The organism is Marivirga salinae, from assembly GCF_030503855.1.
Lineage (GTDB): Bacteria > Bacteroidota > Bacteroidia > Cytophagales > Cyclobacteriaceae > Marivirga > Marivirga salinarum.
The window spans coordinates 2,719,540-2,736,042 of the sequence record NZ_CP129971.1 but is presented as its reverse complement, the minus strand read 5'-3'; the positions used below and the strand labels follow the sequence as shown (position 1 = coordinate 2,736,042).

Here is a 16,503-nt window from a genome sequence, read left to right as displayed (position 1 = left end):
CCCCTCAAGGAAACTTTTTTATATAATATATTTGACATAATGAAAAAGATTAATTTACAATTGATCTCAGCTATTTTTTCTATTTTCGTTCTAATTAGCTGTTCACAAGACGAGCCCTTATGGCCTAAAAAACTAGAATATAGTGCCACTTATACAATGATAGAGGATAGTACCCATACAGGCTTTAGCTATCAAATCAATGGGGTCCTAGGTGGTACCGAATACTCTTTTGGAAGTGTAGATGAAAAGAAACATAGTTTCCCATACTACAAAACGATAAAACGAGACTTCAGCGAACAAGATTTACTTGATTTCGAATTTAAGGCTTTATCGCCCATTGAGGTTACTATCTATATGTCATTCCAAGAAAATAAGTTTCTGATTTATCCTGAAGATGGCAAAAAAACAATTACTTTAAAACCTAACCATTTGGCAATAGGTGAAATTTTAGTGCAAGTCAAGCGTATAGCTATGGATGAATCGGAATATACAATGATAATAGATTATCCAAATGGAACAAAAGAACATTCTTTAGGATTTGGATTTAGTAAAGGGGGATATATTTTTCAAAGATTTAGTGCAACTGCTACCAGAGAAGATACTATCATTCTTTCTGTGGTATCACCCTATAGTTTTGAAATGGAATTTAAGAATAATGAAGGTGAAGTACTCATTAGCGATTCTGTAATTTCAAAAAATTATAAGGCTCGTGGTACCTTAGAACTAATTCCAGGAATTCATTTTTAGATTGAGTAATTTTACTATTTTCATTTGGTCAAAGAACATTAAATTCATTTTTCAGTTTAAAGCTATCAATGAAAACATTCATTAAAATCATAAAAGGCTTACTCATTGTAGTAGCCTTTTTCATTTTAGGTTACTATATGGTAAAATATTTTGTTCCTTCAGTCGGAAAAGCTCCAAATAAAGAGGAAATGGCTACATCTCCTTATTATCACAAAGGCAAGTTTGTAAACTCCATTCAAACTACAAGTGCGGAGTTTACACAAGTTCCACGTATTTTGAGAAATTATTTCAAAAGAGATGTAGAAACGAATCCAACTAAGGACTATGTTTTTACTGAAAACAACAAGCAAGAAAACGATAGCATTCTGCAAGTTAATTGGCTAGGACATGCAGCGGTTTTATTTTACAAAAACGGCAAATATGTTTTGGCAGATCCAATGTTGGGTGAGCGTGCATCACCCTTTAACTTCATGGGACCAGAAAGATTCAGCGCCCCTCCTATTTCTTCTGAAGATTTGCCTGAATTGGAAGCCGTTGTGATTTCACATGATCATTACGACCATTTGGATTATGAAACTATCAAAAAAATCACAGCAAAGACTAAATACTTTTTTGTTCCTACAGGAGTAAAAGCCAGTTTGGAATATTGGGGAGTTCCAGCTGAAAAAATTAAAGAATTTAGCTGGTGGGATACTCATACTGAAGATGGTATAACCATAACCGCTACACCAGCTCGCCATTTTAGCGGGAGGTTATTAAGTCAAAACAACACCTTCTGGGCTTCATGGGTAATAGAAATGGAGGGTGATAACATCTATTTTGGAGGTGACACCGGGATATTTGATGGATTTAAGGAAATAGATGAAAAGCTGGGGCCTTTTGATGTAGCATTTATGCCAATTGGCGCTTATAATGAAGCTTGGCACGATATACACATGGATCCGATAGAAGCAATTGAAGCCTTTCAAAAGATGAGAGCAAAGAAACTATTCCCAATCCATTGGGGAACTTTTGATTTGGCTTTACATAGTTGGTATGAGCCCATTCTAGATCTTGAAAAGGAAGCTGCGGAAAAAGAGATTCCATTATTAAGCATTCCACAAGGCAAATGGTTCAGTCTGGATGCTAAAAGTGAAAATGGATGGTGGAAGCAGTATTCAGAAGAGATAAGTAGTGAATAAACAACCCCTAGAAATAATATACCAAAACGAATATCTAGTAGCTATTAATAAACCTCATGGTTTGTTAGTGCATCGCACTAAAATTGCTACTGAAACAGATGTCTTTGCTTTGCAATTGTTGAGAGATCAATTGGGTCAGCGAGTTTATCCAGTTCATAGAATAGACCGTAAAACTTCGGGAGTTTTACTTTTTGCGTTGGATGAAGAAAATAATTCAAAAACCACAGCTCTTTTCAGGGATCAACTGATTGAGAAAACTTATTTAGCCATTGTTAGAGGCTTTACTGATTCTGAAGGTACTATAGATTATGCTTTAAGAAAGGAAAGCGGCCAATTACAAGAATCTGTAAGCCATTACAAAACACTGGCACACACAGAAATTCCTGTTCCATTAGGGAAATTTGAAACTAGCCGCTATTCTTTGGTAGAAGTAAAACCAGAAACTGGAAGGATGCATCAAATCAGAAAACATTTGGCACATATTGACCATCCGATTATTGCAGATCGCCCACACGGCTGCAATAAGCAAAACAAACTATTCAAAGAAAAATGGGGCATGGACAGCATGCTTTTACATGCTAAAGAAGTAAAGTTTAAACATCCTGTTAACAGTAATGTTGTCCATATAAAGGCTAATATTTCATCTGAATTTGAAAGAACCCTAAGCTTTCTTAATTTCGATTTCAAAATCATATAAAATCTTTACAAAAGTTCAGTACTTTGGTAATCCGAAACGTATATAAAGTATAGAAGAAACCGAAATGAGCAAGAAAAACAAAAAGCATAGAGAAGGTATCGTTTATTCTACTTCTGATGAATTTGAATATGATTATGAAGGACAGGAAGAACAAGAAACCTTACATCCATCAGAACAAAATTTAAAAGTACAGTTAGATAAAAAAGCTAGGGCAGGTAAGAAAGTGAGCCTTATTAGCGGATTTATTGGAACTGAAAATGATTTAAAAGACTTAGGGAAAAAGCTGAAATCGAAATGTGGTGTAGGCGGAAGTGTGAAAGATGGAGAAATTCTGATTCAGGGAGATTTCCGGGATAAAATTTTGGAAGTATTACAAAAGGATGGCTACAACAAAGTTAAAAAAGTGGGCGGGTAGAAAGCTACGCTACTATAAAGATAAATTTCTGTTTAAACTCAAGCGATATACTATTGCGATACTCACTTCAGATAAATCTGATGTATCTATTGCTTTAAGTTATTCTTTTGGAACTTTAATTGCTTTGTTACCTACACCAGGTTTCAGCACAGCTATAGGCATCGGATTTATAACTGTGTTCAAACAACTTAACAAAATGGCAGTATTGCTTTCTATGTTGGTCTGGAATGCTATTACCATTATTCCTATTTATTGGTTAAGTTATAAGATTGGAACTAGAATTTCCAATAGCCTTCCTGATGTTGAGGTTCAAAATGAAACCATTCGTCAAATACTTCTATTTTTCAAACAATTTGCATTAGGTAATCTTGCTATGACTATTCCAATTTCAATAGGAAGTTATTTTCTAGCGATAGTTTTACTAAGATTAGCCCGAAAAATGAGGTTAAGAAGTACTGGAATAAGAAACCAAGCTATCGTTTAAATCATAGATAATCAACCATTTAAAACAATCTTAAATCCTCATAATATAAATTATGATAAATGTCAGGATTCTAGATAATTGAAGTCATAGTATTTCATTCAGTATATATCTAATTTTAAAATAGAGATTACAAAAGAAAAAATTAGCAAGTAAGCTGATTATTGAATTTTTGAACTATTAAAAATTAGAGCCATGATTAACCACATATTAGTTCCGACCGATTTTTCCGATTGTGCATTAAATGCCTTGGAATATGCCTTAAAGTTTGCAAAGAGAATTAACCCTAAAGCCGAAATCACCATTTTGAATGCTTATACTGTTCCTTTAGCCTATGCTGACTACAATATTGCATATGATATTGGAGAAAGTGAAGATGATATTAAAAAATACATCAATTCAGAATTTGACAAAATAGAGGAAAAAGTCCCGCTTATAAAGGATTTTGAATACGAAACCGTTAAAACAGAGAATTATGTAAAAGATGCAGTGGAAGAATATTGCTTAGAAAATAATGTTGATTTGATCATTATGGGGACCAAAGGAGCCAGTGGAGTGGATGAAGTAATTTTAGGGACAAATGCCCATAGAGTAATTAAAGCTGAACTAGCTCCCGTTTTAGTAATTCCTGAAGATGCCAAATATGAAGACATCAAGAGCATTGCATTATCAAGTGATTATAAAGGAATAATGGCAGATCTGTTAAGCCCAGTAAAAGACATTCGACAAGCTTATGCATCCGAAATTCATTTGATTCATGTGAGTACTGAGCCGATGCTGGACAAGGAAAAATCAGAAGAAGCCAAAAACTTGGAATTGCATTTAAAAGGATTACCACATCAATACCATTTTATGGTGAATAAAAATGTAGAAGAAGGAATAGATGAATTTGCTGAGAAAAATAAAATTGATCTTTTGGTCGTACTTCCAAGAAAGAAAGGTTTGTTTGAAAGCCTATTTGGTAAAAGTGAAAGTAAATCCTTAATCTTCCATACTAAGGTGCCACTTTTAGCGCTTTCTGCTTCCAAAAAGAAGGTGATTGAGACTGATTAATAAAAGCGTATGTTAGGGTCAATTATAAAAAATTGAATATCTTAGCTGTTTTAATCATTACGTTTTCATGAGGATCCTTTTTACATTAATTTTTACACTATTATTAACTATAGTCTATGGGCAAAATGAATGCTCAGATTCCAATATTGAAGAAGAATTAATTGCTCATTACCCATTAGATAATAATGGAGTTGAAGTTCTTGGCAGTGGTTTCAATGGAGAAATTAATGGTGCTATTCCTACTAATGACATAAACGGCAATCGGAATTCAGCCTATTTATTTGATGGGATTGATGACTACATCCATATTGGAGACCATTTTGATTTAGGAGACTCAGATTTCACAATATCCTGTTGGGTAAATGTTTTTGAATTTAAAGGTTTAATAGATGGCACTAGCAGCAGAGGCGGATGGATGGTAAATAAAGGGGGCACAATTTTTGGTTCACCAAGAAGATCAGGATATGGACTTGATGCAAGGAAATTGAATGGTCAAAATCACTTTTACTTTATGGTTGGTGGACAAAATGATGATCTTTATAATGTAAAAGGCTTAGGATTTAAAGAAAACGTATGGTATCATTTGATGGGAATAAAGAATGATGACAGCATTTCACTATTTGTAGATAATGTTCTCATAGCCACCGAAGCTATTCCTGCAAATATGAATGTCAATACCAACATCCCCTTAGTCTTTGGTTCAACGGACAAGCTGGGATATGATCAGAAAGGAACCACTTTTTTTAATGGGATAATTGATGATGTTAAAATATATAAAACAGCACTCTCAAAAGATGAGAGAGCATGTTTAATATATGGATGTATCCCACCCCAAATTAATTTGGGAGAGGATCAGACTATCTGTAATGAAACTTCTATAATATTGGATGCCTCAGGGTCTGGCTTTAATTATAAGTGGCAAGATGGCTCAACAAATCCAACTTTTGAAGTTACTAAAACTGGCACTTATTGGGTAGAAGTTGAAAATTCATGTGGAATAAAGCGAGATACAATTAAGTTAGTATTACCAGAAATCAGGGATTTAACTATTCCAAATGTAATTACTCCAAACCAAGATGGTTATAATGATTACTTTGTTGTTGATTCCCGACTTTTGGGCTCAACCTTAAAAATATTTCAAAGACATGGAAAAAAGGTATATGAATCTGCAAACTATAATAATGAATGGGACGGAGGTAATTTACCATCAGCAGCATATTATTGGATAATTACAAATGATTGTGGCACTAATTATAAGGGCTGGCTTAGAATTATATATTAAGAGAACTAAACAAAAAGATAAAATAAAAATTTAATGATCTGCTAAATCCTCAATACTATTTAAACCCAACTCTTCCGCCTGCTCTTTTCGCGTCAAAATCGCAAAGGTATTATTAAATCCTAAAGCTGGTAACCATTCAAAATTGAATTGCTTTTCAGATTCCTTGTTAACGAAATCATAGACTTTATCAGGATTAGAAAACAAATCATCTCTTTCCTTTTCATTGGTTTCCAACAATAATAGTAAAGCAGTTCCTGTATATTCAGGATAGATATCAATTTCATCGTTTTTCATGGCATCCATCAAAAGCTTAGTACCACCAAAACCTAATTTCATTTCAATATTCAAGTGAGTATTTTCCTCTATGACCATCTTAAATAAATGCGCTAAAATGTAATTCTCCGTAAATGCTTTACTACCAATTTTAATGGTACCAGCATTACCCTTTTTATTTTTATTCTTGTTTAGCAAACCCTTTGATTGAAGAAATCCATGAGCTACCTCATCAGGTTGCATTTTACCTTCATCCACCTTATAGTTCATTTCAGTCATTTCTGAATTACTGATTTGATTTTCAAGCTTTGATAAGCTTTCACTTATTTCAGGATATTGTTTCAAAATAGTCGCCCTAGCAACCGGTGCTGCTTGATAAGGTGGGAAATAATTACGATTATCTTTCAAGGTTTTTAAATTAAAAGCTTTAATCCTTCCATCAGTAGAAAAGCCACTAATTACATCTACTTCCTTATTAGCTAATGCTTGATACAATAATCCAATTTCCATTTCCACATAATCCATTTCAAAATCATAAGTTTTGAATAATCCTTTCAAGCCATCTTCTCTATAGATAAACTCAGAGGGAAATCCACCTATCAATTCATTTTTAACATTTGAAGAATTGAGTTTTTGAAATCCTGAAACCATTAAGTAAACAAGCATTCCGCCAAATAAAACAATGGAGAACCAGCGAATTATTTTTAAACTACTTTTTTGTACACGACCTAAAATAGCATCAAAAAACAGCGCTAATAAAGAAGCAGGAATTGCTCCAGCCAAAATCATATTGGTATTGTTTAGCTGAATTCCTTGTAAGATGAATTTACCCAATCCACCTGCTGCTATAAAAGCACTTAATGTAGCAACCCCAACATTTATGACGGAAGCAGTCCTGATCCCTGCCATAATATATGGCAATGCCAATGGCAACTCCCCCTTAAATAAAACTTGTGAGCGTTTCATTCCCATTGCAATGGCTGATTCTTTTACGGCAGGATCTACTTCTGTAATTCCCGTATAGGTATTTCGCACTATAGGGAGCAATGCGTAAAGGAAAAGCGCTATGATTGCCGGAACTACTCCAATACCAAAGAAAGGCAGCAAGAAGCCTAAAAGCGCTAAACTAGGTACAGTCTGTATGACATTAACTACGGAAAGAACCGTTTTAGTCGTTTTTTGGTAAATAGCAATCAAAATACCAATGGTAACTCCTAGCAAAACCGCAATACATAAAGAAACTAAGGTGAGCTCAATATGCTCGATCAATTGTTTGAAAACCTCAGCTTTATTTTTGATTAGGAAATCGTAAAACGAACTCATGTTTTAGCCTCCTTCCATTTATAGAATGCATCCAATACTTTTGAATGAAATTTGCTATCTGAATTTTGTAGAAAATCTAAGACTGAATTACCAACATTCTCTTTAGGAATAGATAGCTCCTTACTATATTTTTGGATTTCATTTAAAGAAACAGAAGCTAAAGAAGCTTGAAACTGATCACCTTTCACAAATTTCTTAACTAATTCATTTTTGGGATAAAAAATAATTTCCTGTGCTGTTCCTACTTGCTGAATTTCCCCATTGGCAAGTAAACAAATCCGATCAGCCATACTAACCGCTTCTAAAACATCATGTGTAACCATGACTGCAGTCAAACGCTCTTCTCTTTGAATCTTTCTAAACTCATTACGGATTTTCACTCTTGAAATTGGATCTAAAGCACTAAAAGGTTCATCCAACAAAATCATTTTAGGTTGTGCTACCAATGCCCTAGCCAAACCAATTCTTTGTGCTTCTCCCCCACTTAATTCAGATGGAAATTTATGAGAATATAAAGATGCTGACATTCCAATTTTATCCAACCAATGATGAACTTTTTGTTGAATTGATTCTTCAGATTCACCTTTCAACCTTAAAATTGTGGCGACATTATCATAAACAGAATAATGGGGAAACAATCCAACTTTCTGAATTACATAACCGATTTCTTTTCTTAAATCAAGCAAATTATGCTGATCTATATTCCTATTTGAAATCTCAATTGAGCCTGAATTAGGTCTTTCCAACCCATTGATCATCCGGAGCATAGTTGTTTTACCACTTCCACTTGCTCCCAAAAGCACCATCAATTCTCCCTCCTGTATTTCTAGATTAATCTTTTTAAGGACAAGCTGCTGGTCAAATGACTTTTCAATATTTTGGAAAGAGATCATAAATAACAATTTACGGCCGAAATACATATCAAGAAAGAAATACATCTATATTTTCAGTTAAGACAAACAAAAAAGTTAGAAAAAAGTCTTTAACTCAATCAATAAAACAGACATGACTCACATTGACCTAGAATCAATAGAAAAAATGGATAGCCGTTATAGAGCGAATCTTTTCAATACAATATCAGGTTTTAAAAGTGCCAATTTAATTGGAACTGTGAATAAATCTGGAAATACGAATTTAGCTATATTCAACTCTGTGGTTCATATAGGTGCAAATCCACCCTATTTAGGATTTATTTTAAGACCTACTACAGTTGAAAGACATACCTATGAAAACTTAAAAGAAACTGGGTATTATACATTAAATCACGTTCATGAAAGTTTCATAGGAAAGGCACATCAAACATCCGCAAAGTATGAAAGGAACGTATCTGAATTTCAGGCATGTGGCTTTAAGGAAGAATATTTAAATGAATTCAGCGCGCCATTTGTTAAAGAGTCAAAAATAAAATTGGGACTACAATTTGAGGAAGAACATTTAATTAAAGCAAATGACACCATATTGGTTGTAGGTAAAGTAATTCATGCTTTTTTAGATGAAAAACTCATTTCGGCAGATGGTTCCGTAGATCTTTCTGAAGCGGGAACTGTTACGATTTCAGGATTGTATGAATATTTAAGGCCAGTAAAATTAAAGAAGCTTGAATATGCAAAACCATAATTCAAAAAGCACAAAACCTATTTGGTTTAAAACAGTATAACAAGCAACGATATATCAAAAACTACAAATATGAAGGGGAATAAAATAGGGAAATTTACAGGCATATTAGGATTGATATTTGTATTTAGCTTTCAATCATGTGCACAACAAAGCAGTAGTTCCGAAAATAAAAAAAGTTTAAAAGACCATACTTTTGAAGTTCAGAAAACAGAAGCTGAATGGAAAGAGGTTTTAAGTCCTTTAGAATATAAGGTCTTAAGAGAAGAAGGAACTGAGCGTGCTTTTACAGGAAAATACAACGATTTTAAAAAGGAAGGTATTTATGTTTGTAACGGATGTAAAACTGAATTATTTAGCTCAGAGACTAAATACGAAAGCGGAACTGGCTGGCCAAGTTTTTACAAGCCTTTAAACAATGAAAATGTATTAGAAGTAGAGGATCGGTCACTTGGAATGGTTCGTACTGAAGTGGTTTGTGCTAGTTGCGGAGGTCATATAGGGCATGTTTTTGAAGATGGCCCAAAACCAACAGGATTAAGATATTGCTTGAATTCAGCTGCTTTGGATTTTAAAGAGAAGTAGTTATTACAGAACACCCTTTTCAGGATATTTACCTTTAATTGGTCTATAAAAGTCTTTGATTTTCTCAATGTTTTCAATCATATCTCCTTTTGCCTCAAAACTTGGGCCAATCCCAGCTATTTTATTCTCATAATCTAAATAGCCGCAAAGAATAGGAACTCCTGCTCCTTCCGCAATGCGATAAAAACCAGATTTCCATTCTGGTTGATAACTTCGGGTTCCTTCAGGAGTGATTAAAATTACTAACTCTTCCCTTTCATCAAAAAGTTGAATCATGGCTTCCGTCATGGATTGTTTTTTACCTTTTTTATGAGTTCTGTCAATTCCTATTGCACCTAGTCCATTCAAAATCCATTTTAATGGACCTTTCAATAGTTCTTTTTTAACAGTGAATCGAACCGGAATTTTCAGAATAAAGAATGCAGCTCTTGCCCAAACTAAATCCCAATTGGAAGTATGAGGAGCAGCAATCATTACTGCTTTTCTAGTATTTTCCGGAATTTTTGCTGATACTTTCCAGCCTCCTAGCCAAAGTATCATTTTTGATAAGTAATAAAACATGCCTTTGAATTATATACAAATATACTCAGGCAAGATTCTTATTAATAAAATAATTGAAATTAATTAGTTAGGCTAACACGAACAGTATTTCTTTTGGAATCATAAACATCTGCTTCCGTCAAATCAATGGATTTATCCAGTTCTCTGTTAGTATTTTTAGCAGAGTATTGCTGTTTTTGATTCTTAAAAAAACTATCACTTATTACCAAGCTAAAAGCTACTCCAGCTAGTAAAAAAAATGTGGTGAAAAATCTTCTCATATTATATTTTTAGGGTCTCACCATTAGTGACACCAATAAATATGAAAAGGTTGGTGCGTTAATTCAAATAAAGTAAGTCTATTTGTAAAGTACAAAAAACAAAAATTAAAGTGGTCATCATTATTTATACATTTAAATCAATTTAAAATAGAATATTGCGTTTAAACCTAATAAGATAGTAAACAGCATTTATTGGAATAATTAATTTTTAATTATAAAAAAAAAGCCTGAAAAATTAATTTCAGGCTTAAACAAACTAATTATGAAAAAAATTACGACTCTATTTTACCATATTTTTCAGCCCAAATACCTTCAAGTTGCTCCAAGCTTTTACCTTTAGTTTCAATGATATACTTCTTAGTAAAGAAGATTAAAAAGATAATGAAGGCTATAAAAATAACATAAGGCAAAGATCCGTTCCAAAAGCCAGTCCCTCTTGCATTAGCATCACTCTCGACTATCATTGGGAAAGATTGAGATACCAAATAATTTCCGGCCCACTGGATTGCTACTGCAATAGACATGGCTGCACTTCGAATTTTATTAGGAAACATTTCAGACAATAAAACCCAGGTAACAGGTCCCATACTCATAGCAAATGCCCCAATAAATAACAAGATACCGATTAATGAAATTAGGCCAACAGCTTCGAAATATAATGAACCACCTAAGAAAAGAAACCCTAATATCATTCCAAATGCTCCAATGTAGATCAATGGTTTTCTACCTAATTTATCAACTGTAAACATGGCTAAGAATGTAAACACAAAGTTCACAGCACCTAGTAAAATCTGTTGTGCTAATACATCTTCCTGTGTGAATCCTAATGCTTTTTCAAAAATATCACCACCATAGTATAGTACTGCATTTATTCCTGTAAATTGTTGTAACAAGGATAATACAGATCCTATCACAATGATCGGGATTACTGATTTTTGTAATACTGAAGCACCTTTCAATTGTGTTTTACGTTCTTTATTGAGCGAAAATTTAATTTCATCAATTTCTTTTTGAGCTTCTTCCTTTTCATGCAAGGTATTAAGAACCTTCAAAGCTTCTTCTTCTCTACCAGACATAACAAGCCATCTTGGACTTCTAGGAATGAAAAAAGTTAGAATTAAGAAAATTGAACAAGGAATCAATTCTGACCAGAACATCCATCGCCATCCCGATTCTATATTTTGCTCAGGCGTATTTCCTTCACCAATAAAATAGGTAGCTAAAAACACCACAAAAAAACCAGTTACTACTGCTAACTGATAAAATGAAACAAGAATACCTCTTTTGTCTTTAGGTGAAATTTCAGCTATATAAGTTGGAGCAGCCATTGAAGCCAAACCTATTCCTAATCCACCGATTATTCTAAAAATAACAAGTAAAGTAACGGATTGTTGCATAAATTCAGGTAAACCAGAACCAAAAGCAGACACCGTAAATAAAGAAGCTGAAATAATTAGAGCAGCTTTTCTTCCAATTTTTGTCGTAATATAACCTGCAGACAAAGCTCCAACTAAACACCCAAGTAAAGCACTGCCTACTACCCAACCTTTCATGGCGGCATCCAATTCGAAATATTTACTAAAATAGAATTGTGCACCGTTGATTACTCCAGTATCATAACCAAATAATAATCCACCGAGGGCAGCAACTGCAGCTATCAATATTAAAAGTCCCTTTTTTGACATTTTTCAATAGTAGTTTTAAGTGAAAAGCTATATTACCAAAAAAAATTGATGTTGAAACATCATTTAACAGTAAATTTTATAGGTGGTCAATATTTTAGTTTTCTTACCAATAATTTATTTAGATAAATCTGGCTTTTGAGAATAAACTCTTACATAATCTATCACAAATTCTTGCGGAAAACTTTCATCATCAATTCCATACTTTCCTCCCCAATTTCCACCAATTGCAAGATTTAAGATTAAATGAAATTTATTATCAAAAGGCCAACCATCTTTTCCATCTCCATTTTTATAAACTGCATGATAAGGAATGCCATCTACTATCCATTCGATTTTCTGATCAGTCCAATGAATAGCATAGATATGAAAATTTTCATGTGCATCTTCTACTTTAATAGAATCTGATTTTTCTGTCCCTTTTACATGATTATAACTTTCAGTGTGTATTGTTCCATAAACAGTTCCAGGATTATATCCAACATACTCCATTATATCAATTTCACCATCTCTTGGCCATTCTAAATTCCCTTCCAAAGTAGGAAGCATCCAAATAGCTGGCCATGAACCTTTTCCTTTAGATAATTTAGCTCTAACTTCTATGTATCCATATTTCCAATCCTGTTTATTTTCAGTAGTTAGTTTAGCAGATGTATATCCTTTTCCCTCATCTTTTATTGCATTGATTATGAGCTTACCATCTTCTAACCGAAGATTGTTAGAATTTTTGGTATAAAACTGTTTTTCGTTATTCCCAAATCCACATAATTCAGGACAGCCGTTGCCTTCTTTAATATTCCAATTTTTAGAATCAGGTAATCCGCTTCCATCAAACTCATCAGACCAAATCAAATAATCATCTTTTGGATTACACTGGCTAAACAATATTAAAAGACTTATTAAATATAAATTTCTCATTTCAATTCAAATTCCTTGTAATTTTCAACTGATGCATTTTCACCAATAAATACTCTAAAAGCACCTTTCTCTAATGATAAATCCCCATTAGATTTGTAATAAGATAGCATGTCTTTATTTATAGAAAACTCTACCTTAACTGATTCCCCTGCTTTAATCTGCACTTTTTGAAATGCTTTCAATGATTTTATCATTGGAGTCTCTTCCGCCACTAAATCTTGAATATAAAGTTGTACCACTTCTTGTCCATCTCTGTCACTTGTGTTTTTTACATTGATTGAAACCGTGATATTTTCTTCCTCTTTAAGCGTGTTTTTTGACAATTCAATTTCTCCATATTCAAATGTTGAATAGCTTAAACCATATCCAAATGGATAAAGTGGAGAATTACCAACATCTGTATAGTGGCTGTAAAATACTTGGCCTGGTGCGGTTGAAGGTCTTCCTGTAACTTTATGATTATAGTAAATTGGTAATTGACCAAGATGGCGAGGAAAGCTCATCGTTAACTTACCAGATGGATTATTATCACCTAGAAGCGTTTCAGCTATAGCAGTACCTGCTCTTTGTCCTAAATGCCAGGTTTCTACAATAGCAGGAATATTTTCATCTTCCCACCTTAATTCTAAAGGTCTTCCGTTCATTAATACTAATACAATATTAGGATTGATCGCATGAATTTCTTTTAACAGTTCCTTTTGTAAACCTGGTAAGTCAATATCTGCTCGGCTTCTTCCCTCTCCTGACATATAAGCTGTTTCTCCTAAGGCCATAATCACTATATCTGCATTTTTTGCTGTCCTTTTTGCTTCTTCAAAACCTGAACGATCATCCTGATTGATCACTTGCTCTTGGAAAAAATTATTTGGACCGATCGACAATTTTACTCCTTCAGCGTATGTCAATTTAGTAGATTGAGGCAATGCATTTTCTAAACCTTCGTACAATGAAACTGCTGAATTTTGTATTGCTTGGGCTCTCCAGTTTCCTAAAGGCGTATCTTTATCTTTAGCCAATGGTCCAATAACCGCAATATTTTTAAAGCTTTTTAATGGCAGTAAATGATCCTCATTCTTCAACAGCACTATTGATTCTTTTGCAATTTCTTCAGCTAAAGCGTGATGTTGTGAGTTTCCTACAATTTCTTTTTCTCTTTCTACATCAGAGTATTTATAAGGATCATCAAAAAGACCTAATTGGAATTTTAGTTTTAGAACATGCTTTACAGCATTATCTATTACTGATTCTTCAATTTCCCCATCTTTTACTAGTTGAGATAAATATTGAACATAAGCTGTTCCTTCCATATCAATTTCACTTCCTGCTGTAATTGCTTTTTTGGCTGCATCTTTTAAATCAGGACTAACGGCATGATTAACTAATTCCCCAATCGAATTCCAATCTGAAACTACAACGCCATCATAACTCCACTTTTCTCTAAGGATATCCTGCAATAAATATTGGTTTGCAGTGGCAGGAACTGCATTAATATCATTAAAAGCATTCATAAAGCTTGCAACATTAACTTCAGATGCAGCTTTAAATGGTGGAAGAATATGATTATGGAGAATATATTGATTAACATTCACAGAATTATAATCTTTCCCACTTTCTGCATAACCATAACCTGCAAAGTGTTTAGCAGTGGCTGCTATTGTTTTATTATGCGCTAAATCCTCACCTTGAAAGCCATTGATTCTAGCTTTTGCTATTTCAGATTGTAAATAAGGATCTTCACCTGCACCTTCCATTACTCTTCCCCAGCGGGCATCAACGGTTACATCAATCATTGGTGCAAAAGTCCAATGCAGACCTGAGGCAGCTGCTTCTGCTGCTGCTGCTTGAGCTGTTTTTTGCATCAAATCTAAATTCCATGAAGCACTTTCAGCTAATGGAACTGGAAACATGGTTTGATAACCATGAATGACATCGTATGCAAATAGCAAAGGGATACCTAAACGGGTGTTTTCAACAACCAATTTCTGCATCTTACGCGTATCTTCAGCACCTAAGAGATTTAAGACAGAACCCACTTGACCGGAAATTAATTGCTGGTAACGAATGCTATCTTGACCTTTTTTATTGCCAGGACCTGTAAATTCACTCCCTAGACTATATTGATTTAATTGACCAATTTTTTCCTCTAGCCTCATTAAAGCAAGGACAGAATCTACTTTATCATTAATTTGATTATTCGAGCTTCTGTTCTCATTAGGATTCGAACAAGACCATAGAGTTGCAATTGCAAAACTAAGCCCTAATAATTTCAAGAGTATTTTAGTCATGGTTATTTAAAGTTTTATGGTTGTAGGCAAATTGAAATAAGTTATGGTTGCTGAAAGACTCTTACATAGTCAATCCACATTTCTTGTGGGAATTCAGTATTCCCATCAGGATAGCCTGGCCAGTTACCTCCTACGGCTACATTAAAAATAAAGAAAAATTCCTCCCTAAATTCATCTAAATGCGATGGCGTGGTATCAATTGAACCATAAGCTTGGTTATCAATTAACCATGTAATTGAATTCTCATCCCAAATAATAGAAAACACATGAAATTGATCCGCCAGTGTCACACCAGATAATTGTTTACTATGACCAAAATTAGCATAACCATTATCGCTTTGCCAGTGAACGGTACCGTGAACAATACTTTCTCTTCCTTGCCCCCCTATCATTTCCATAATATCAATTTCACCACATTGTGGCCAGCCGACTTGTCTAAAATTCGATCCTAACATCCATATTGCAGGCCAAATTCCTTGTCCGTATGGCATTCTGGCACGAATATCAAATCGACCATACTTAAATTCCTTTTTACCTTCGGTAATAATTCTGGAGGATGTATATTCTTGTCCTTCAAAATTTTCTTTTTTGGCTTGAATAACTAAATACCCCTCTTCTAAGCGAGTATTTTCTTCTCTATAATATTGAGATTCATTATTTCCCCATCCGCTGCTGCCTTTTCCGATTTCAAATGTATAGTCGTCAGAAAGTTGATCAGCTTCAAATTCATCTTGCCATACTAAATTATAGCCCTCGTACTCCAAAGGAGATTCAAAACCTTCATCATCAATTCCAGAATTCTGTTCAATAATGATTTCAACAGATTCAGTAGCCGAAATAAATACATCTGCGGTAGTATGCGCAAATACCTCTATAGTATAATTCCCTTCTTCCTGATAGGTATAGGTTATTTCACCACTATCATCTCTAAGTTTTTCAGTTCCATCTCCAAATGAAAACTCATAGTAATTTGCATTCTCAGCAGATGCATCCACTGTAACTTTACTAGTGATACTTTCATCTACACTTACATTAATAGTTAGATTACTTGGGGTTAATGCAACTAAATCCGGTTCTGTGCTCTCACATGATAAAAAGAACAAGGAAAGCAATAACATTTGGAATCTGAAAATCATATTATGATAC

The 16,503-nt window shown here is 33.9% G+C and carries 17 protein-coding genes; 9 read left to right on the top strand and 8 right to left on the bottom strand.

What is annotated here, in order from left to right; genetic code table 11:
* Positions 1-39 precede the first annotated feature (39 nt).
* The 7 genes from QYS49_RS11515 to QYS49_RS11485 all read left to right on the top strand — a co-directional run bounded on the left by QYS49_RS11515 (position 40) and on the right by QYS49_RS11485 (position 5,856).
* Positions 40-747 (top strand): hypothetical protein, encoded by a 708-nt coding sequence (locus QYS49_RS11515; protein ID WP_308347394.1) that lies wholly within the window; start codon positions 40-42, stop codon positions 745-747.
* Positions 748-815: 68 nt separating this feature from the next.
* Positions 816-1,928 carry an MBL fold metallo-hydrolase gene (locus tag QYS49_RS11510; protein ID WP_308347392.1) on the top strand — a complete coding sequence of 371 codons (1,113 nt, stop codon included), beginning with the start codon at positions 816-818 and terminating at the stop codon, positions 1,926-1,928.
* A complete protein-coding gene (locus QYS49_RS11505) occupies positions 1,921-2,625 on the top strand; it encodes a pseudouridine synthase (RefSeq protein WP_308347391.1) in 705 nt (234 codons plus the stop codon). Before QYS49_RS11510 ends, QYS49_RS11505 begins: the two co-directional genes overlap by 8 nt.
* 64 nt (positions 2,626-2,689) lie before the next feature.
* Positions 2,690-3,040, top strand: coding sequence for a translation initiation factor (locus tag QYS49_RS11500; protein WP_308347389.1), 351 nt, complete (start codon positions 2,690-2,692; stop codon positions 3,038-3,040).
* Positions 3,006-3,524, top strand: coding sequence for a DUF2062 domain-containing protein (locus tag QYS49_RS11495; protein WP_308347388.1), 519 nt, complete (start codon positions 3,006-3,008; stop codon positions 3,522-3,524). Before QYS49_RS11500 ends, QYS49_RS11495 begins: the two co-directional genes overlap by 35 nt.
* Before the next feature lie 192 nt (positions 3,525-3,716).
* Complete coding sequence (locus QYS49_RS11490; protein ID WP_308347387.1) at positions 3,717-4,574, top strand: universal stress protein; 858 nt, start codon at positions 3,717-3,719, stop codon at positions 4,572-4,574.
* A gap of 67 nt (positions 4,575-4,641) precedes the next feature.
* Positions 4,642-5,856, top strand: coding sequence for a LamG-like jellyroll fold domain-containing protein (locus QYS49_RS11485; protein WP_308347385.1), 1,215 nt, complete (start codon positions 4,642-4,644; stop codon positions 5,854-5,856).
* A 30-nt stretch (positions 5,857-5,886) separates the two neighbouring features.
* Here QYS49_RS11485 and QYS49_RS11480 read toward each other — a convergent pair whose 3' ends face one another.
* Both QYS49_RS11480 and QYS49_RS11475 read right to left on the bottom strand, forming a co-directional pair.
* Positions 5,887-7,452, bottom strand: a complete 1,566-nt coding sequence (locus tag QYS49_RS11480; RefSeq protein WP_308347383.1) for an ABC transporter permease/substrate-binding protein — start codon at positions 7,450-7,452, stop codon at positions 5,887-5,889.
* The gene (locus tag QYS49_RS11475; RefSeq protein ID WP_308347381.1) at positions 7,449-8,345 is read right to left on the bottom strand and encodes an ATP-binding cassette domain-containing protein; all 897 of its coding nucleotides are present in this window, start codon (positions 8,343-8,345) and stop codon (positions 7,449-7,451) included. Before QYS49_RS11475 ends, QYS49_RS11480 begins: the two co-directional genes overlap by 4 nt.
* Positions 8,346-8,457: 112 nt before the next feature.
* On the opposite strand from QYS49_RS11475, the gene QYS49_RS11470 reads away from it, so the two are divergent.
* Both QYS49_RS11470 and msrB read left to right on the top strand, forming a co-directional pair.
* Entirely contained in the window at positions 8,458-9,069 is a 612-nt protein-coding gene (locus QYS49_RS11470) for a flavin reductase family protein (protein WP_308347379.1), read from the top strand.
* A gap of 69 nt (positions 9,070-9,138) precedes the next feature.
* Complete coding sequence (gene msrB / locus QYS49_RS11465) at positions 9,139-9,651, top strand: peptide-methionine (R)-S-oxide reductase MsrB (RefSeq protein WP_308347377.1); 513 nt, start codon at positions 9,139-9,141, stop codon at positions 9,649-9,651.
* A gap of 3 nt (positions 9,652-9,654) precedes the next feature.
* Here the strand turns inward: msrB and QYS49_RS11460 are convergent, their stop codons facing one another.
* The 6 genes from QYS49_RS11460 to QYS49_RS11435 form a co-directional block, all read right to left on the bottom strand.
* Positions 9,655-10,212 (bottom strand): 1-acyl-sn-glycerol-3-phosphate acyltransferase, encoded by a 558-nt coding sequence (locus QYS49_RS11460; protein WP_308347375.1) that lies wholly within the window; start codon positions 10,210-10,212, stop codon positions 9,655-9,657.
* A gap of 59 nt (positions 10,213-10,271) precedes the next feature.
* Positions 10,272-10,472, bottom strand: coding sequence for a hypothetical protein (locus QYS49_RS11455; RefSeq protein ID WP_308347374.1), 201 nt, complete (start codon positions 10,470-10,472; stop codon positions 10,272-10,274).
* A 272-nt stretch (positions 10,473-10,744) separates the two neighbouring features.
* Positions 10,745-12,157: a sugar porter family MFS transporter gene (locus QYS49_RS11450; RefSeq protein ID WP_308347373.1), complete on the bottom strand. Its 1,413-nt coding sequence runs from the start codon at positions 12,155-12,157 to the stop codon at positions 10,745-10,747.
* A gap of 114 nt (positions 12,158-12,271) precedes the next feature.
* Positions 12,272-13,072 carry a glycoside hydrolase family 16 protein gene (locus QYS49_RS11445; RefSeq protein WP_308347372.1) on the bottom strand — a complete coding sequence of 267 codons (801 nt, stop codon included), beginning with the start codon at positions 13,070-13,072 and terminating at the stop codon, positions 12,272-12,274.
* The gene (gene bglX, locus QYS49_RS11440) at positions 13,069-15,357 is read right to left on the bottom strand and encodes a beta-glucosidase BglX (protein ID WP_308347371.1); all 2,289 of its coding nucleotides are present in this window, start codon (positions 15,355-15,357) and stop codon (positions 13,069-13,071) included. Before bglX ends, QYS49_RS11445 begins: the two co-directional genes overlap by 4 nt.
* Before the next feature lie 41 nt (positions 15,358-15,398).
* Positions 15,399-16,493, bottom strand: coding sequence for a family 16 glycosylhydrolase (locus tag QYS49_RS11435; protein ID WP_308347370.1), 1,095 nt, complete (start codon positions 16,491-16,493; stop codon positions 15,399-15,401).
* Between the last annotated feature and the right edge of the window lie 10 nt (positions 16,494-16,503).